The 17,985-nt window shown below is 63.7% G+C and carries 13 protein-coding genes; 7 read left to right on the forward strand and 6 right to left on the reverse strand.

Going from position 1 to position 17,985, the window contains the following annotated elements:
* The first annotated feature begins 211 nt into the window (after positions 1-211).
* A complete protein-coding gene (gene hrpA / locus ACIQYU_RS06810) occupies positions 212-4,117 on the forward strand; it encodes an ATP-dependent RNA helicase HrpA (RefSeq protein WP_207830891.1) in 3,906 nt (1,301 codons plus the stop codon).
* A 237-nt stretch (positions 4,118-4,354) separates the two neighbouring features.
* Positions 4,355-5,476 carry a beta-ketoacyl-ACP synthase III gene (locus ACIQYU_RS06815; protein WP_233693743.1) on the forward strand — a complete coding sequence of 374 codons (1,122 nt, stop codon included), beginning with the start codon at positions 4,355-4,357 and terminating at the stop codon, positions 5,474-5,476.
* Positions 5,477-5,674: 198 nt separating this feature from the next.
* On the opposite strand, the gene ACIQYU_RS06820 is transcribed toward ACIQYU_RS06815, so the two are convergent.
* Complete coding sequence (locus ACIQYU_RS06820; RefSeq protein WP_025340175.1) at positions 5,675-6,919, reverse strand: putative porin; 1,245 nt, start codon at positions 6,917-6,919, stop codon at positions 5,675-5,677.
* Between the two features lie 262 nt (positions 6,920-7,181).
* Between ACIQYU_RS06820 and ACIQYU_RS06825 the strand changes: the two genes are divergently transcribed.
* Positions 7,182-8,309, forward strand: a complete 1,128-nt coding sequence (locus tag ACIQYU_RS06825; protein WP_207830895.1) for a GNAT family N-acetyltransferase — start codon at positions 7,182-7,184, stop codon at positions 8,307-8,309.
* Between the two features lie 125 nt (positions 8,310-8,434).
* Here ACIQYU_RS06825 and ACIQYU_RS06830 read toward each other — a convergent pair whose 3' ends face one another.
* The 4 genes from ACIQYU_RS06830 to ACIQYU_RS06845 all read right to left on the reverse strand — a co-directional run bounded on the left by ACIQYU_RS06830 (position 8,435) and on the right by ACIQYU_RS06845 (position 12,631).
* Complete coding sequence (locus ACIQYU_RS06830; RefSeq protein WP_207830897.1) at positions 8,435-10,267, reverse strand: ABC transporter ATP-binding protein; 1,833 nt, start codon at positions 10,265-10,267, stop codon at positions 8,435-8,437.
* A gap of 63 nt (positions 10,268-10,330) precedes the next feature.
* Entirely contained in the window at positions 10,331-10,888 is a 558-nt protein-coding gene (locus tag ACIQYU_RS06835) for a peptidylprolyl isomerase (protein WP_207830899.1), read from the reverse strand.
* The gene (locus ACIQYU_RS06840; RefSeq protein WP_063912932.1) at positions 10,882-11,694 is read right to left on the reverse strand and encodes an alpha/beta fold hydrolase; all 813 of its coding nucleotides are present in this window, start codon (positions 11,692-11,694) and stop codon (positions 10,882-10,884) included. Before ACIQYU_RS06840 ends, ACIQYU_RS06835 begins: the two co-directional genes overlap by 7 nt.
* A 13-nt stretch (positions 11,695-11,707) precedes the next feature.
* Positions 11,708-12,631, reverse strand: coding sequence for a LysR family transcriptional regulator (locus ACIQYU_RS06845; protein WP_012273620.1), 924 nt, complete (start codon positions 12,629-12,631; stop codon positions 11,708-11,710).
* Between the two features lie 48 nt (positions 12,632-12,679).
* Here ACIQYU_RS06845 and ACIQYU_RS06850 point away from each other — a divergent pair, with 48 nt between their 5' ends.
* From ACIQYU_RS06850 to ACIQYU_RS06865, 4 genes are all read left to right on the forward strand, one after another.
* Positions 12,680-12,994, forward strand: a complete 315-nt coding sequence (locus ACIQYU_RS06850) for a hypothetical protein (protein WP_063912931.1) — start codon at positions 12,680-12,682, stop codon at positions 12,992-12,994.
* 111 nt (positions 12,995-13,105) lie between these two features.
* On the forward strand, positions 13,106-13,705 hold the full coding sequence (locus ACIQYU_RS06855; protein ID WP_039612586.1) for an FMN-dependent NADH-azoreductase: 600 nt from the start codon (positions 13,106-13,108) through the stop codon (positions 13,703-13,705).
* 285 nt (positions 13,706-13,990) lie between these two features.
* Complete coding sequence (locus ACIQYU_RS06860) at positions 13,991-14,872, forward strand: carboxylate/amino acid/amine transporter (protein ID WP_207830903.1); 882 nt, start codon at positions 13,991-13,993, stop codon at positions 14,870-14,872.
* Between the two features lie 72 nt (positions 14,873-14,944).
* A complete protein-coding gene (locus ACIQYU_RS06865) occupies positions 14,945-16,321 on the forward strand; it encodes a purine-cytosine permease family protein (protein ID WP_402798663.1) in 1,377 nt (458 codons plus the stop codon).
* 321 nt (positions 16,322-16,642) lie between these two features.
* Here the strand turns inward: ACIQYU_RS06865 and ACIQYU_RS06870 are convergent, their stop codons facing one another.
* Complete coding sequence (locus ACIQYU_RS06870) at positions 16,643-17,944, reverse strand: mechanosensitive ion channel family protein (protein WP_207830909.1); 1,302 nt, start codon at positions 17,942-17,944, stop codon at positions 16,643-16,645.
* Positions 17,945-17,985 lie beyond the last annotated feature (41 nt).

Raw genomic sequence — 17,985 nt, forward strand, 5'->3', positions numbered from 1 at the left:
ACATATGTGCTGTTGCAACTGGCCTCTTCGCGGGTGAACCCGCTCCCACAGGATCGCATCAAGGCTGAGAGCTGTGGGGTACCTGTGGGAGCGGGTTTACCCGCGAAGAGGCCGGCACAGGCAGCAGAGAACCGACAAATCTGCGACAATCGCGCATCCTTCGAATGCCGATCATGAAAAAGCAGGCCCACCTGCATCACTAAAAAGCCCCATGACTGACCACGCCATCGACAAACTGCTGCAAAACCTCGACCACGCCATGATCGCCGACCGCCATCGCCTGCGCCGGCAATTGCACGAACTGCGCAAGCGCCCAGACGAGGCAAAGCTGGCGCAGTGGGTGGAAAAGGTCCAAGCGTCCTGCGCCCAGGTCACCGCGCGCCAGCAGAGCGTGCCGACCGTGCGCTACGACGACAGCCTGCCCATCGCTGCCAAGCGTGACGAAATCAAGAAGGCCTTGGCCGAACACCAGGTGCTGGTGATCGCCGGCGAAACCGGTTCGGGCAAGACCACCCAGTTGCCGAAGATCTGCCTGGAACTGGGCCGTGGCAGCCATGGCCTGATCGCCCACACCCAGCCACGCCGGATCGCCGCCCGCAGCGTTGCTGCGCGGGTCGCCGAAGAACTGGGCACGCCCCTGGGCGGGCTGGTCGGCTACCAGGTGCGCTTCGAGGACCAGAGCGACGCCAACACCCTGGTCAAGCTGATGACCGACGGCATCCTGCTGGCCGAAACCCAGCACGACCGTTTCCTCGAACGCTACGACACGATCATCGTCGACGAAGCCCATGAACGCAGCCTGAACATCGACTTCCTGCTCGGCTACCTGAAGACTCTGCTGCACCGTCGCCCGGACCTGAAGCTGATCATCACCTCGGCTACCATCGACCTGGAACGCTTCTCCAAACACTTCGACGGCGCACCGATCATCGAGGTGTCCGGGCGTACCTTCCCGGTGGAAACCTGGTACCGCCCGCTGACCAGCGAGCAGGACGAGGAGGGCAACCAGATCGAGGACGACCTCACCGTCGACCAGGCCATCCTCGCCACGCTGGATGAGCTGGCGCACCACGAGCGGAGTGAGGGCAAGGGCCCCGGCGATGTACTGATCTTCCTGCCGGGCGAGCGGGAGATCCGCGATGCCGCCGAGATCTTGCGCAAGGCGCAACTGCGCCATACCGAGATCCTGCCGTTGTACGCGCGCCTGTCGCCGGCCGAGCAGCAGCGCATCTTCCAGCCGCACACCGGGCGCCGCGTGGTGCTGGCCACCAACGTCGCGGAAACCTCGCTGACCGTGCCTGGCATCCGCTATGTGATCGACACCGGTACCGCGCGCATCAGCCGCTACAGCTACCGCGCCAAGGTCCAGCGCCTGCCCATCGAGGCCGTGTCGCAGGCCAGTGCCAACCAGCGCAAGGGCCGCTGTGGCCGGGTCGAGCCGGGCATCTGCGTGCGCCTGTACAGCGAAGAGGATTTCAACAGCCGGCCGGCGTTCACCGACCCGGAGATCCTGCGCACCAACCTGGCGGCGGTGATCCTGCAGATGCTGCACCTGCGCCTGGGCGCGATCGACGCCTTCCCGTTCATCGAGCCGCCGGATGGCAAGGCCATCAGCGACGGTTTCAACCTGCTGCAGGAGCTGTCGGCGGTCAACCGCGAGAACCAGCTGACGCCGATCGGCCGCCAGCTGGCGCGCCTGCCGATTGACCCGCGGTTGGGCCGCATGCTGCTCGAAGGCGCCCGCCTGGGCAGCCTGCAGGAAGTGCTGATCGTCACCAGTGCGCTGTCGGTGCAAGACCCGCGCGAACGCCCGCCGGAGCGTCAGCAGGCCGCCGACCAGGCCCACGCGCAATGGAAGGACGTGGATTCCGACTTCGCCGCGCTGGTCAACCTGTGGCGTGGCTTCGAGGAACAGCGCCAGGCGCTGACCGCCAACCCGCTGCGCAACTGGTGCCGCAAGAACTTCCTGAATTACCTGCGCCTGCGCGAATGGCGCGATGCCCATCGCCAGCTGGCGCTGATCTGCCGTGACCTGCAACTGACGGTGAACAAGGACCCGTCCGACTACCCGAAAATGCACAAGGCCATTCTCAGCGGCCTGCTCAGCCAGATCGGCCAGAAGACCGAAGAGGGCGACTACCAGGGCGCCCGCCAGCGGCGCTTCTGGGTGCACCCGTCGTCGGGCCTGGGGCGCAAGCGCCCGCAGTGGGTGATGGCTGCCGAACTGGTCGAAACCACCAAGCTGTACGCACGCATGGTGGCCAGGATCGAGCCGGACTGGATCGAGCCGCTGGCCGGCCACCTGGTCAAGAAGAACCACTTCGAGCCGCACTGGGAGAAGAAGCGCGGGCAGGTGGTGGCCTACGAGCAGATCACCCTGTACGGCCTGATCCTGGTCGGCCGTCGACCGGTGCATTTCGGCCCGATCGACCCGGTCACCTCGCGCGAGCTGTTCATCCGCGAAGGCCTGGTGCGTGGCGAAATCCAGTCGCGGGCCAAGTGCCTGGCGGCCAACAAGCGCCTGCTGGAAGAGCTCGACGAACTGGAGGCCAAGGCCCGCCGCCGTGACATCCTCGCCGACGAAGAGACGCTGTACGCCTTCTACGAAGCGCGCCTGCCGGCGGAAATCCACCAGACCGCGACCTTCGACAGCTGGTACCGCATGGGCAGCCAGAAGGACGCCAACCTGCTGATCATGCGCGAGGAAGACGTGCTGGCCCGTGAGGCCAGCGAAGTCACCGCCGCGCAATACCCCGACAGCATGCAGGTGGGCGAGCTGCGCCTGCCGCTGAGCTACCACTTCGAGCCCGGCCACCCCCGCGATGGCGTGACCGTACGGGTGCCGGCACCGCTGCTGCCGAGCCTGCCGGGCGAGCGCCTGGAATGGCTGGTGCCGGGCCTGCTGGAAGCCAAGTGCGTGGCGCTGGTGCGCAACCTGCCCAAGGCCCTGCGCAAGAACTTCGTGCCGGTGCCGGACTTCGTCAAGGCCTCGCTGGCGCGCATGACCTTTGGCCAGGGCGCATTGCCGCAGGCCCTGGGCCAGGAGCTGCTGCGCATGACCGGCGCCCGTGTGCCTGACGAGGCCTGGGACGAGTCGGTCAACCTGGTTGAAGGCCACCTGCGCATGAACATCGAAGTGGTCGACGGCCAGGGCAAGTTCCTGGGTGAAGGCCGCGACCTGGCCGAGCTGACCGCGCGCTTTGCCGCCGCCAGCCAGGCAGCGCTGGCCGTGCCGCGTGACGCCAAGAGCGAGCAACCGGTGCAGGCCAAGGCTTTCAGCGAGGTGAAGCAGACCGCGCAGCAGAAGATCGCCGGCCTGTCGATGACCGTGTACCCGGCGCTGGTGGAGGAGGGCGGCACCGTGCGCGAGGGGCGCTTCTCGACTCAGGCCGAAGCCGAGTTCCAGCACCGCCGCGCCTTGCAGCGCCTGTTGCTGCAGCAGTTGGCCGAGCCGGCCAAGTACCTGCGCGGCAAGCTGCCGGGACTGACCGAGCTGGGCCTGCTGTACCGGGAAATGGGCCGGGTCGAGGCGCTGGTCGAGGATATTCTGCTGGCCAGCCTGGACAGCTGCATCCTTGAAGGCGAACAGCCGCTGCCACGCGATGGTGCGGCCCTGGCTGGCCTGGCCGAGCGCAAGCGCGGCAGCTGGGCCGAGCATGCCGAGCGCCTGGCACGGCAGACGTTGGAAGTGCTGAAGCTGTGGCATGGGCTGCAGAAGCGCTTCAAGGGCAAGATCGACCTGAGCCAGGCGGTGGCGCTGAACGACATCAAGCAACAGCTGGGCAACCTGGTGTACCCGGGCTTCGTGCGCGAAACCCCCGGGGCCTGGTTCAAGGAGCTGCCGCGTTACCTCAAGGCGGTGGAACTGCGCCTGGAGAAGCTGGGTTCGCAGGTGCAGAAGGACCGGGTGTGGAGCGGCGAGCTGGCCAACCTGTGGGCGCAGTACAAGGCCCGTGCCGACAAGCATGCCCAGGAAGGCAAGCGCGATGAACAGTTGACCCTGTACCGCTGGTGGCTGGAGGAATATCGGGTGTCGCTGTTCGCCCAGCAGTTGGGGACCAAGGTGCCGATTTCCGACAAGCGATTGAGCAAGCAATGGAGCCAGGTGGAGGGCTAAACTTCCGCAGATGTGGCAATATTGATGCAATTTGGGGCCGCTTTGCGGCCCCTTCGCGGGCACGCCCGCTCCCACAGGTGATGTGCAAGGTTCGCTGCCTGTGCTGTACCTGTGGGAGCGGGCGTGCCCGCGAACGAGGGCGCAGCCCTCGCCTTTAAATTGGCACTAAAGTGCCATTAACCTGTCATGTTTCCAGCCAGCGCCCCGTGGCGATGGCCTTTGACCAGAGGAACGACCGTGCATAACGTCGTGATCAGCGGCACCGGCCTGTACACCCCGGCCCAGAGCATTTCCAACGAAGAACTGGTGGCTTCCTTCAACACCTGGTCGCAGCAGTTCAACCAGGACAACGCCGCTGCCATCGAGCGCGGTGAAGTCGAAGCGGCGCCGCTGTCCGACGCGGCGTTCATCGAAAAGGCCTCGGGCATCAAGAGCCGCTTCGTCATGGACAAGGCCGGCATCCTCGACCCGCAGCGCATGAAACCGCGCCTGCCCGAGCGCTCCAACGACGAACCGTCGGTGCTCTGCGAAATGGCCGTGGCCGCTGCCCGCCAGGCCTTGGAGCGCGCCGGCCGCAGCGCTGCCGATGTCGACGGGGTGATCGTCGCCTGCTCCAACCTGCAGCGCCCGTACCCGGCCATCGCCATCGAAGTGCAGCAGGCGCTGGGTATCCAGGGCTTTGCCTTCGACATGAACGTGGCCTGTTCGTCGGCCACTTTCGGCATCCAGACTGCCGCCAACAGTGTGGCCCTGGGGCAGGCGCGTGCGGTGCTGATGGTCAACCCGGAGGTGTGCACCGGCCACCTGAACTTCCGTGACCGTGACAGCCACTTCATCTTTGGTGATGCCGCCACCGCGGTGTTGCTCGAACGTGCCGACAAGGCCACCTCGGCGCACCAGTTCGATATCGTCAGCAGCAAGCTGTGGACCGAGTTCTCCAACAACATCCGCAACAACTTCGGCTTCCTCAACCGCGCGGCGGAAGAGGGCGAGGGCGCGGCGGACAAGCTGTTCATCCAGGAAGGCCGCAAGGTGTTCCGCGAGGTGTGCCCGAAGGTGGCCGAGCTGATCGGTGAGCACCTGCAGGAAAACGGGCTGCAACCAGGCGATGTGAAACGCTTCTGGCTGCACCAGGCCAACCTCAGCATGAACCACCTGATCGTCAAGAAACTGCTGGGGCGTGAAGTGGCCGAGGAAGATGCACCGGTGATTCTCGACCGTTATGCCAATACCAGTTCGGCGGGGTCGGTGATTGCTTTCCACCTGTACCAGGACGACCTGGCCAAGGGCTCGCTGGGGGTGTTGAGCTCGTTTGGTGCGGGGTACTCGATTGGTAGCGTGATCCTGCGCAAGCGCTGATTGAGCGCAAGCCAGTACCGGCCTCTTCGCGGGTGAACCCGCTCCCACAGGGACACCACAGCATTCGAATCTGTGATATCCCTGTGGGAGCGGGTTTACCCGCGAAGAGGCCGGTGCATTTGTCACAGGCAAAAAAAGCGGGAAATGCCGGATGGGGTCGGCATTTCCCGCTTCAGCTGAAGCAGTGCAGGGTGTCGCTTAGAACTTGGCTTCCAGGTCTACCTGCAGCGTGTCTACGTCAGCATCGCTGTTCGGCAGGTTGGAGAAGTCGGTCTTGGCCATCATGTAGGCCGCGCCGAGGGCGAAGTTCTTGTCGATTTCGTAACCCACCTTGAACTTGTGGCCACGGGAACCGGTGAAGCCGTTACCGAAGTCGGAGTCGGTGAACAGGCTGACTACACCGTTACGCTGCACGTCGCGGTAGTTGTAGTCCAGGCTCCAGGCACCGATCTTGCTCTTCAGGCCAGCCAGCCAGGCCTTGTCCTTGCCATCGGTGCTTTCGGTGTTCTTGACGAACTGGCCGTAGGCCGACAGCGGGATGGCGAAGCCGGTGAAGTCGACCTGGCCGAAACCTTCCACCAGCTGGAACTCGTTGGTGGTGTTGCCCAGCGAACGCAGGGCAGCAGATTCCTTGTCGTTGTCGTAGCCGTAGATGCTGCCACCGACGGTGACCTTGACGGTGTCAGCCGCGTTGAACTTGGTACCCAGCTGGGCCGCGTACAGTTGTGCGTCGTGCTTGAACTGCACGCCGTCGCCGTCGACGTTGTCCTTCAGGTTGTAGTGGCCGATGCTGCCGAACACTTCGGCCGGGCCGAGGTTGGTCTTGTAGGTCGCGGCCAGGCCTTCCGGGTTGATGTCGCTGTCCCAGATGATGTCGCCCATGCTCACCCATGGCTGCAGCATCTTGCCGCCGATCAGGTGCAGGTTCGGGACGGCAGTCGGGTGCCAGTCGAGGTAGGCCAGGTCAACCCACAGCGATTTCTTCTCGAAGTAGTTGTCCAGGCTCTGGTTGGTCGAGCGGGCATCGGCGCTGCTGCCGGTGGCCACACGCACGCCGGCGTCGACCTGCGGGTTGATCTCGCTGTAGAAGCCGACACGGGCACGTACACGTTCACGGTCCTGGTTGCCGCTGCGAGCGATCGGGTCGTCGACGTTGACGTCTTCGTAACGCAGGCGCACATCACCCTTGATCTGAGTCTTGGCGGCCCATGCCACTTTCTGTTCAAAGGAGCTCATCCGTTCGGACTGAGCTTTCTGAGCGGCCTTTTCCTTGGTTTCTTGAGCCAGGTCCGCCTGCAGTTCGTTGTACTGCGCCTGGTTGATCGAGCCATTGGCGCGGAGCATTTCGAGCAGCTTGGCGTCGACAGCTGCACTGGCCGGAGTACTCAGAGCCAGCATCATGCCGGTGAGGCTCACTCCGGTAAGTGTAGAAACAAGACGCATAAGGTTCTCCCTGTTGAATAAGATGGGGGAGGCTCAAGCGCCCGCCCCGTGTTGGCATGTCTTCGGAAAGGGCCTGAATAGACAGGTTCTGGGGTTCCGGAAAACAGGCGCAAGTATTGCGGGGGCGAATGACAGATTAATGTCGAATTAGTGGCACTGCGGTTAAGTAATTGAGAATGAAAGGATCTGGCCCGGCGTTGGTGATTTGAGTGACGGGCCTTCCTTGGGGATACTGGGTACCTTGAGACAGCGAGCCAAAACCGTGACCAGCCTGTATAGCCTTGCCCATTTGCGTGATCTTCCGGCGGCCACCTGGGATGCCCTGGTGCCGGCCGGCCAACCGTTCCTGCGCCATGCGTTTCTCAGTGCCATGGAGGACAGCGGCAGCGTCGCACGCAGCACCGGCTGGGCCGCCGAGCACCTGGTGCTGGAGCGGGACGGGCAGGTACGGGCACTGCTGCCGGCGTACCGCAAATGGCACTCGTTTGGCGAGTACGTGTTCGACCATGGCTGGGCCGATGCCTGTGAGCGGGCCGGCATCGCCTACTACCCCAAGCTGCTGGGTGCCGTGCCGTTCAGCCCGGTCAGCGGCCCGCGCCTGCTCGCCGCCGACCCAGCCGATGGCTTGCTGGTGCTGCAGGCGTTGCCGGAGTATCTGGGCAAGGGTGGGCTGTCTGGCGCGCACATCAATTTCACCGAGCCGGCGCTGGACGAACAACTGGCCAGCCAGCCGGGCTGGATGGAGCGCCTGGGTTGCCAGTTCCATTGGCGCAACCACGGCTACCGCGACTTCCAGGATTTTCTCGACAGCCTGAGTTCGCGCAAGCGCAAGCAGATGCGCAAGGAACGTGAACAGGTGGCCGGGCACGGCATTGAGTTCCGCTGGTACCGTGGGGGAGAACTGGATGAGGCGCAGTGGGATTTCGTCTACCGCTGCTACGCCAACACCTATGCGGTGCGCCGCCGTGCGCCCTATCTGACACGCGCGTTTTTCAGCCTGCTGGCAGAACGCATGCCCGAGGCGTTGCGTGTGGTGATGGCGCGGCAGGGTGGGCGTGATGTGGCCATGGCCCTGAGCCTGGTGGGGGGCGACAGCCTGTTTGGCCGCTACTGGGGGTGCCTGGATGAATTCGACCGGCTGCATTTCGAAACCTGTTTCTACCAGGGCATGGACTTTGCCATTGCCGAGGGGTTGCAGCGCTTCGATGCCGGGGCGCAGGGGGAGCACAAGCTTATTCGCGGGTTCGAACCGGTGCTGACGCGGTCGTGGCACTACCTGCTGCACCCGGGGTTGCGGCGGGCGGTGGAGGATTTTCTGGTGCAGGAGCGGGAAGGGGTGCGGGCCTATGCCGAGGAAGCCCGGGGGATGTTGCCCTATCGCCGGGACTGATCCATTCATATTGCCTGTGCCGGCCCTTTCGCGGGTGAACCCGCTCCCACAGGTACTGCACAGACCGTGAAATTTGTGCGGTCCCTGTGGGAGCGGGTTCACCCGCGAAGAGGCCAGTACAGGAATCAGTCGACCCCGACAAACCCCCCGGTCTGGTGATGCCACAACCGGGCATACAACCCTTGCTGCTCCAGCAGTTCACTGTGGCTGCCACTTTCTACAATCCGCCCCTTGTCCAGCACCACCAGCCGGTCCATCCGCGCAATGGTGGACAGCCGGTGGGCAATGGCGATCACTGTCTTGCCCTGCATCAGCGTCTCCAGGCTTTCCTGGATCGCTGCCTCCACCTCCGAGTCCAGCGCCGAGGTGGCCTCGTCCATGATCAGTATCGGCGCATTCTTCAACAGCACCCGGGCAATGGCGATACGCTGGCGCTGCCCGCCCGACAACTTGACCCCGCGCTCGCCCACGTGGGCATCGAAGCCGGTGCGGCCCAGGGCATCCGACAGCTGCGGGATGAACTCGTCAGCCCGCGCCCGGCGTACTGCTTCGAGCAGCTCGGCCTCGCTGGCACCGGGGCGGCCATACAGCAGGTTGTCGCGGATCGAGCGGTGCAGCAGCGAGGTGTCCTGGGTGATCATGCCGATCTGCGCGCGCAGGCTGGCCTGGCTTACCTCGGCAATGTCCTGGCCGTCGATGAGGATGCGCCCGCCCTGCACGTCGTACAGCCGTAGCAGCAGGTTGACCAGGGTCGACTTGCCCGCCCCGGACGGGCCGATCAGGCCGATCTTCTCGCCCGGTCGGATGTCCAGGTCTAGCCCTTCGATCACATTGGCGGCCTTGCCGTAATGGAAGTCCACATCATCGAAACGCACCGCGCCGCGGCTGACCTTGAGCGCTGGCGCGTTGGGCCGGTCGGTGACGGTGACCGGCTGGGCGATGGTCTGCAGGCCGTCCTGGACCATGCCGATGTTTTCGAAGATGCCGTTGACCACCCACATGATCCAGCCCGACATGTTGACGATGCGGATCACCAGACCGGTGGCCAGGGCGATGGCGCCGACGGTGATCAGCGACTGGCTCCACAACCACAGCGCCAGACCGGTGGTGGCGACCACCAGCAAGCCGTTGAGGGTGGTGATGACCACGTCCATGCTGGTGACCACGCGCGCTGCCAGCTGGGTTTTCTCGGTCTGTTCGCTGATCGCTTCGCGGGCGTACTGCTGTTCGTAGTCGGTATGGGCGAACAGCTTGAGGGTGGCGATGTTGGTGTAGCCATCGACGATTCGCCCCATCAGCTTGGAGCGGGCATCGGAGGAAATAACCGAACGTTCCTTCACCCGTGGCACAAAGTAGTACAGCGCGGCGATGTAGCCGATGATCCACAGCAGCAGCGGCAGCATCAGGCGCCAGTCGGCCTCGGCGAACAGCACCAGCGAGGTGATGGCGTAGATCAGCACATGCCACAGCGCATCCACCGCCTGCACGGCGGAGTCGCGCAGCGAGTTGCCGGTCTGCATGATGCGCTGGGCGATGCGCCCGGCGAAATCGCTCTGGAAGAAGTTCAGGCTCTGCTTGAGCACATAGGTGTGGTTTTGCCAGCGGATCAGGCTGGTCATGCCGGGGTTGATGGTCTGGTGCACCAGCAGATCGTGCAGGCCGAAGAACACCGGCCGCAGCAGCAGGATCACCACCAGCATCCAGATCAGCTCGCCACTGTGCTCACTGAAGAAGTTGGCATTGGGTGTGCCCTGGGCCAGGTCGATGATGCGGCTCAGGTAGCTGAACATCGCCACCTCGATCAGTGAGGCGAACAGGCCGACCACCAGCAGGGCGAGAAAGCTCGGCCACACCTGGCGCAGGTAATACAGGTAGAACGGCCAGACCTGGCCGGGCGGCGACTCGCTGGGCGCGTCGCGGAAGATGTCGATCAGTTGTTCGAAACGGCGGTACAGCATGGGTGACGACACTCCTGTTTCATCCGGCCCTCAGGCGGTTTCACGTCCCTGTGAAGCCTGCGGTCAGTCGATGCGTTTGGCCGACTTGATGTAGACCGGGTCGGCCGGTACATCGCGCATGCCTTTCTTGATGGTGGTTGGCGAATTGACGATCTGGTCAACCACCTCCATGCCCTTGGTCACCTTGCCGAACACGGCATAGCCACGGTCACGCCCAGGGTTGAGGAAGTCGTTGTCGGCCACGTTGATGAAGAACTGGCTGGTGGCCGAGTTCGGGTCCTGGGTACGGGCCATGGCCAGCGTGCCACGGGTGTTCTGCAGGCCGTTGCCGGCTTCGTTGGTGATCGGGGCGCGGGTGTTCTTCTGCACCATCTGGTCGGTGAAGCCACCGCCCTGGACCATGAAGCCCGGGATTACACGGTGGAAGATGGTGTTGTTGTAGAAGCCGCTGTCGACGTACTCGAGGAAGTTCTTGGTACTGACCGGCGCCTTCTCGGCATTCAGCTCGATTTCGACCTGGCCGAAGCTGGTGTCCAGCAATACGTGCGGGGTCTTGTCGGAGGCCATGACGCTGGTGGCGAAGGCGACCGAGCAGGCGGTGAGCAGGAGTTTTTTCAGCATGGGCTCAAAGATCCTTGAGAGGTGGAAGCGGCTGCAAGGAATTGCAGCAGGGTCTGGTTGAAGACCTCGGGTTGGTCGAGGGGTGTAGCGTGCCGGGAATCGTCGATGACCACCAGCCTGGCGTGAGGCATCAGGGCGACGTAGCGCTGCTTCAGTTGTATCGGCGTGTAATCGTGGTCGGCGGCAACCACCAGGGTAGGACAGTGGATCTGCCCGATGCGTTCCTGCACGCCCCAGTCGACGATGGCGTCGAAGCTCTTGAGGTAGGCGCGCTTGTCGTTGCGTGCCCAGCGCTGGGCCATTTTCTGCCGCAGTTCGGCCTGCTGCGGTTTGGGAAACAGCCGCTCGGCCAGGCCCTTGCCGACGGTTTCGACACTGAGCAGGCGCGCCAGGCCCCAGCGCTTGAGCCACCACAGCCAGTCATTGCGGGTGCGGCGCTTGACCTCGGGGGCGCTGTTGACGATGCACAGGCTGCGCAGCCATTGCGGGTGGTCGACGGCAAACTGGAAGCCGACCATGCCGCCCATGGACAGGCCGACGAAGTGCACGGGGCCGGTGTGCAGGTGTTCGAGCAGGGCCAGCAGGTCGGCACTGAAGGTGGCGATCTGGTAACCGTCGCGTGGCTTGTCGGAGCGGCCGTGGCCACGGATGTCCATGAGGATTACTCGGTAGTGGCGGCTGAGCACCGGCACCTGCAGCTCCCAGTCCTGGCAGCTGGAGCCCAGGCCATGCAGCAATACCAAGGGTTCGCCCTGGCCATATTCCTCGTAATGCAGTGCGCATCCTTCGTGTTCGAAATAGGCCATGGGCGCGGTCCTCTCAGGCTTGTGGGGGGGCTGCGAAGGGCACGTCCAGTGGGGCGGTGTCGAAATTGCGCAGCAGGTCGATGAGAATCTGCGTGGCCGGGCCCAAGGTCTTCTCTTTGCTCGAATAAAGGTAGAACAGTGGGTGGCGGCTGCCACCCTGATCCAGCGGCAACGGCTTGAGCACGCCTTCGCGCAGCTCGCGCTCGATCATGTGCCGGGGCAGCCAGGCAAAGCCCAGGCCGCTGCTGACGAAGGTAGCGGCGGTGCCCAGGCTGCCGACGGTCCAGCGCTGCTCGGCACCCAGCCAGCCGACATCGCGCGGCTGAGCGCGGCCGGAGTCGCGGATTACCACCTGCAACTGGCTTTCCAGGTCCTGGAAGGTCAGCTCGCGGCCCAGGCGGTGCAGGCTGTGTTCGGGGTGGGCAACGGCGACGAACTCCACCGCGCTCAGTTCGGCGCCCAGGTAGCCGCCGATGCTGTAGCTGCTGATGGCCAGGTCGGCGATGCCTTCGTGCATCACTTCCTCGACGCCAGACAGCACTTCTTCACGCAGGCGCACGCGGCAGCCGCGGCTCTGCGGCATGAACGCGGCCAGGGCGCGTACCAGGCGGGCGCTGGGGTAGGCGGCATCGACCACCAGGCGTACCTCGGCCTCCCAACCCTGTTCCATGTGGTGGGCGAGGTCTTCGAGCTGGCTGGCCTGCTTGACCAGATGGCGGGAGCGGCGCAGCAGGACATTGCCGGCTTCGGTGAGCACCGCCTTGCGGCCGTCGATGCGCAGCAGCGGCACGCCCAGTTGCTCCTGCATGCGGGCCACGGTGTAGCTGACCGATGACTGCGAGCGGTGCAGTGCCTCGGCGGCCTGGGCAAACCCGCCGTGATCGACCACTGCTTGCAGGGTTCGCCACTGGTCAAGGGTTACGCGCGGCGCTTTCATCTTTCGCTCCTGTTGTCCTAAGCTGCGCTCTTTCAAGGAGAGCGGCCCATGAAGAAATGTTGTGCGGCAATACTGATGTGCCTGCCCCTCGGGGCCATGGCTTATCCCATCGACGTGGAGAAGGAACTGACCGGGGTCAAACTCGACTACACCGCCTATGACACGGCCTATGACATTGGCGCCATCACCCTCAACAACTATGGGCAGGTACCGGCCGCGTGCAAGGTGACCTTCCGAAACGGCCCGGAAGCACCACGGGTGCGCCGGGTGATGGTACCGGCCGGGAAAAGTGTCGATGTCACCGCCAAGTTCAACCGGCAGATCATCAAACTACGGATCGCCTTGAACTGCACTGCAGAATAAGCTGATAAATCGATAGATTGAACCCTTTTTTTACGCTTTTTTATCGATAGGTCAAGCCGTAATCTCACCTCCATCGAATCGCAACCCTTTTTGCCGATGGAGGCACCCCCAATGTCCCGCGTACTGATCATCGAAAGCAGCGCCCGCCAGCAGGATTCCGTTTCCCGTCAGCTGACCCGTGATTTCATCCAGCAGTGGCAGGCCGCCCACCCGGCCGATCAGATCAGCGTGCGCGACCTGGCAGTGAACCCGGTGCCGCACCTGGACGCCAACCTGCTGGGTGGCTGGATGAAGCCTGAAGAACAGCGCAGCGCTGCCGAACTGGAAGCGCTGGCCCGATCCAACCAACTGACTGATGAATTGCTTGCTGCCGATGTGCTGGTGATGGCTGCGCCGATGTACAACTTCACCATCCCCAGCACCCTCAAGGCCTGGCTGGACCACGTGCTGCGTGCCGGCATCACCTTCAAGTACACCCCCACCGGCCCGCAGGGCTTGCTGACCGGCAAGCGCGCCATCGTCCTGACGGCCCGTGGCGGCATCCACGCCGGTGCCACCAGCGACCACCAGGAACCGTACCTGCGCCAGGTAATGGCCTTCATCGGCATTCACGATGTCGACTTCATCCATGCCGAAGGCCTGAACATGAGCGGCGAGTTCCACGAGAAGGGCGTCAACCAGGCCAAGGCCAAGCTGGCGGCGGTGGCCTGAAGCTTAGCGAATTCCCAACCCTGACACCTGTTGTTGCTCCTTTGGGTGTACCTGCCCGGCCCGCATGGCCGGGCTTTTTTATGCCTGTGAATTTTGTGGGGGCCTGTGCCGGCCTCTTCGCGGGTAAACCCGCTCCCACAGGAATATCACGGCACCTGAGATCAGTGGTGTCCCTGTGGGAGCGGGTTGACCCGCGAAGAGGCCGGCACAGCCCCACATTCCTCATGGTTGAACTCATTCATCGCAACCCGCTAAGGTCGCGGCCTTGATCCACGAGAGGCAACCATGGGCTACCTGATAATCGTCGCGCTGATCCAGGCGTTTTCCTTCAGCCTGATCGGCGAGTACCTGGCCGGGCACGTCGACAGCTACTTTGCCGTGCTCGCGCGCGTGGTGCTGGCTGGCCTGGTGTTCCTGCCGCTGACTCGCTGGCGCCAGGTCGAGCCGCGCTTCATGCGCGCGATGCTGCTGATCGGTGCGCTGCAGTACGGCATCACCTACGTCTGCCTGTACCTGAGCTTTCGCGTGCTCACCGTGCCGGAGGTGCTGCTGTTCACCATCCTCACGCCGTTGCACGTGACGCTGATCGAAGACGCCATGAACCGGCGCTTCAACCCGTGGGCCCTGGTGGCAGCGCTGGTGGCGGTGGCCGGCGCGGCGGTGATCCGCTTCGACACCATCAGCGGCGAGTTCTTCATCGGCTTCCTGCTGCTGCAACTGGCCAACTTCACCTACGCCGCCGGCCAGGTGCTGTACCGCCACCTGGTAGCACGCCACCCCAGCGACTTGCCGCACTACAAGCGTTTTGGCTACTTCTACCTGGGCGCGTTGATCGTGGTGTTGCCGGCCTTCCTGCTGTTTGGCAACGTCCAGCACCTGCCAACCACCAACGTGCAGTGGCTGGTGCTGCTGTTCCTGGGGCTGTGCCCGACGGCGCTGGGCCTGTACTGGTGGAACAAGGGCGCGTGCCTGGTATCTGGGGCCACGCTGGCGGTGATGAACAACCTGCATGTGCCGGTAGGGCTGCTGCTCAATCTGCTGATCTGGAACCAGGACGAACCACTGGGCAGGCTGTTCATCGGCGGGGCGGTGATCCTGGCGTCGGTGTGGATGAGCCGCCTGGGTACCCTGACGTTATCAAGCAAGCCATGGCGCAGTCAGCTATGACGCGTTCGTTACTGAACCCAAATCCCGCCGGTACCTACCCGATAATCATGAAAATAAAATCGGGAGACCGGCGTGAAGCTAGAAACGCGAAGTATCGAATTTGTCCCACACGCTGAGCGTTATGGCACGCCTAAACGATTGTTCACCATCTGGTTCAGCTCCAACTTCCAGATAACCGCCCTGATGGTCGGCACCCTGGGCGTGGCCTCGGGGCTGAGCCTGGGCTGGACCTTGCTGGGCCTGTTGGTCGGCAACCTGATCGGCACCGTGTTCATGGCCGCGCACTCTGCCCAGGGGCCACACCTGGGCGTGCCACAGATGATCCAGAGCCGGGCCCAGTTCGGTGTCCATGGCGCGGCGCTCCCGCTGCTGGTGATGGTCACCGCCGCAGTCCTGTTCCTCGCCGCCAGCGGCGTGCTGATGCGCAATGCCCTGCAGGCTCTGGTGCCCATGAGCGATGACCAGGCGATCGTGGTGGTCGGCTTGCTGACCTTTGTCATCGGCTTTGTCGGCTACGAACTCATCCACCGCCTCGGGGCGTGGATGAGCCTGTTGTCCACCTTGGTTTTTGCTGGTGCCCTGGTGCTGATTCTGCTGCACTCCGGCGACATGGCAACCACAACGGCGGTGAGTACCGGCTTTTCGTTCACCGCGTTCAACCTGATCGTTGCCCAGTCGGCCTCGTGGACGCTGGGGTATGGCCCGTATGTGGCCGATTACTCGCGCTACCTCCCGGCCAACGTCAACCCGCGCGCCACGTTCTGGGCCACCTATTGCGGTTGTGCGCTGGGCTCCTTCGCCATGATGGCATTGGGCGCGCTGGTAGCCGTGGAGCTGCCCTCGGCACTGGGGCATGACCCGGCCACAGCCATTGCCGCGTTGTTTGGCCCGTGGGCGCCGTTGGCGCTGGCAGTGATTGCGCTGGGGGTGATCCAGTACAACGTCCTGTGCCTGTACAGTGCCTACATGTCGTCGGTCACGATCTTTGGCGCCTTCAAGACCATCCGGCGCGTGACCGCGACTGCCAAGGCCCTGGTAATGGCTGGCCTGACCGCAGCGGCAACGGTGATCGCCATCGCCACCCAGTACAATTTCGATACGTTCTTTGCCGACATCCTGATCGGCCAGCTGTACCTGCTGATTCCATGGAGCGCGATCAACCTGGTGGATTACTACTGGGTGTGCCGCGGCCACTATGATGTGGGGGCGCTGTATGACGCCAAGGGGCGTTATGGCTGCTTCAATCGTCGAAGCCTGGCGGTGTACGCCGTGTCGATCATCGGTACCATCCCGTTCATGAAGCTGTCGTTCTACACGGGCTTCGTGGCCGAGTGGCTGGGGGCGGACATCAGTTGGGCGATGGGGTTGATCCTGGCTGGCGCGCTGTATTGCATGGTCCATGGACGCGAGAGCAAGCCGCTTTCGACAACCTGGAATGCGCACCCCTGACTCGGCCTTGGCACGGAAAGGGGCTGCTTAAACACCCCTCAGGCGTAATGCCTGTCAATCAAGCAATTTGGGGCCGCTTTGCGGCCCATCGCCGGCAAGCCAGCTCTCATTGAACTGCACATAACTCATTGAATTAGCAGGGGCCCTGTGGGAGCGGCTTTAGCCGCGAACACCGGCGCAGCCGGTGCCATGCACCGCGTTGGATTCTTCGCGGCTAAAGCCGCTCCCACAGGGTGCGCGGATTGCTTGCAATTTCAGTTATCTACGCGACAGCGCAGCCCAAAGGGCTGGGCGATGGGCTGCGAAGCAGCCCCGGCAATCTCAAGCCTCGCTCATTTCTTCCAGCCGACGCGGCACAGGCTCTTGCGATACACGCCCGCTCAACCCCACCCGCATGTCGTTGCCACTCGGCTGCTGATACAGGCTCAAGCCAAACTCCGGCAACACCGCCAGCAGGTAATCGAAGATATCCCCCTGAATCCGCTCGTAATCCGCCCACACCGTGGTGGTGGTAAAGCAGTAGATCTCCAGCGGTACGCCCTCGGCGGTGGTCTGCATCTGCCGCACCATGCAGGTCATGTTCGGGTGCACGTTGGGGTGGTTCTTCAGGTAGGCCAGGGCAAACGCGCGGAAGGTGCCGATATTGGTGAGCTTGCGGCGGTTGGCCGACAGCTCGGCCACCGGCCCCATGGCCTCGTTCCAGCGCTGCAGTTCCTGGCGCTTGGCGGCCAGGTAGTCGGCCAGCAGGTGCACCTGGCTCAGGCGATGTTCCTCTTCGCGGGTGAGAAAGCGCACCCCGGCCGCATCGATGAACAGGCTGCGCTTGATGCGCCGGCCACCGGACTGCTGCATGCCGCGGTAGTTGCGGAACGACTCGCTCATCAGGCGCCAGGTAGGGATGGAGACGATGGTCTTGTCGAAGTTCTGCACCTTCACGGTGTGCAGGGTGATGTCCACCACGTCGCCATCGGCGCCCACCTGGGGCATTTCGATCCAGTCGCCCACGTGCAGCATGTCGTTGCTGGTCAGCTGCACGCTGGCGACGAACGACAGCAGGGTGTCCTTGTACACCAACAGCAGCACCGCCGACATGGCACCCAGGCCCGACAGCAGCAACAGTGGCGAGCGGTCGATCAGGGTGGCGACGATGACGATGGCGGCGAAGATCCACAACATCATCTTGGCCAGCTGCACGTAGCCCTTGATCGAGCGGGTGCGGGCGTGTTCGGTGCGGGCATAGATGTCGAGCAGGGCATCCAGCAGGCACGACAGCGCCATGGTCATGAACAGCAGGGTAAAGGCCAGGGCGACATTGCCGAGGAAGTGCTGGGCGGTGTCGGACAGCTCGGGCACCAGTTTCAGGCCGAACTGCAGCACCAGTGACGGCGTAGTCTGCGCCAGGCGGTGGAACACCTTGTTGTTGCGCAGGTCATCCAGCCACTTCAGCGCTGGCTGGCGGGCCAGCAGGCGGGCGCCATGCAGCACCAGGAAGCGCGCCAGGCGGCCGATGACCAGGGAAACCAGCAGCAGCACCGCCAGGCCGATGGCCGCGTGCAACATCGGATGTTGGTCAAGGGTGCCCCACAGGTCGAGGGAGTCACGCCAGATTCGTTGGATATCCATGGGCTTGCGTACAGTCTTGTTGCCAAACGAAGCGCCATTAG

Origin of the sequence: Pseudomonas sp. NPDC096925, from assembly GCF_044762545.1 — a bacterium.
Classification (GTDB): domain Bacteria; phylum Pseudomonadota; class Gammaproteobacteria; order Pseudomonadales; family Pseudomonadaceae; genus Aquipseudomonas.

Excerpts from the sequence above, each read along its gene's own strand:
- ACIQYU_RS06850 (WP_063912931.1), top strand. The coding sequence starts at position 12,680 with ATGAAGAAATGTTGTGCGGCAATACTGATGTGCCTGCCCCTCGGGGCC.
- ACIQYU_RS06870 (WP_207830909.1), bottom strand. The coding sequence starts at position 17,944 with ATGGATATCCAACGAATCTGGCGTGACTCCCTCGACCTGTGGGGCACC.
- ACIQYU_RS06860 (WP_207830903.1), top strand. The coding sequence starts at position 13,991 with ATGGGCTACCTGATAATCGTCGCGCTGATCCAGGCGTTTTCCTTCAGC.
- ACIQYU_RS06855 (WP_039612586.1), top strand. The coding sequence starts at position 13,106 with ATGTCCCGCGTACTGATCATCGAAAGCAGCGCCCGCCAGCAGGATTCC.
- hrpA (WP_207830891.1), top strand. The coding sequence starts at position 212 with ATGACTGACCACGCCATCGACAAACTGCTGCAAAACCTCGACCACGCC.
- ACIQYU_RS06830 (WP_207830897.1), bottom strand. The coding sequence starts at position 10,267 with ATGCTGTACCGCCGTTTCGAACAACTGATCGACATCTTCCGCGACGCG.
- ACIQYU_RS06820 (WP_025340175.1), bottom strand. The coding sequence starts at position 6,919 with ATGCGTCTTGTTTCTACACTTACCGGAGTGAGCCTCACCGGCATGATG.
- ACIQYU_RS06835 (WP_207830899.1), bottom strand. The coding sequence starts at position 10,888 with ATGCTGAAAAAACTCCTGCTCACCGCCTGCTCGGTCGCCTTCGCCACC.
- ACIQYU_RS06840 (WP_063912932.1), bottom strand. The coding sequence starts at position 11,694 with ATGGCCTATTTCGAACACGAAGGATGCGCACTGCATTACGAGGAATAT.
- ACIQYU_RS06845 (WP_012273620.1), bottom strand. The coding sequence starts at position 12,631 with ATGAAAGCGCCGCGCGTAACCCTTGACCAGTGGCGAACCCTGCAAGCA.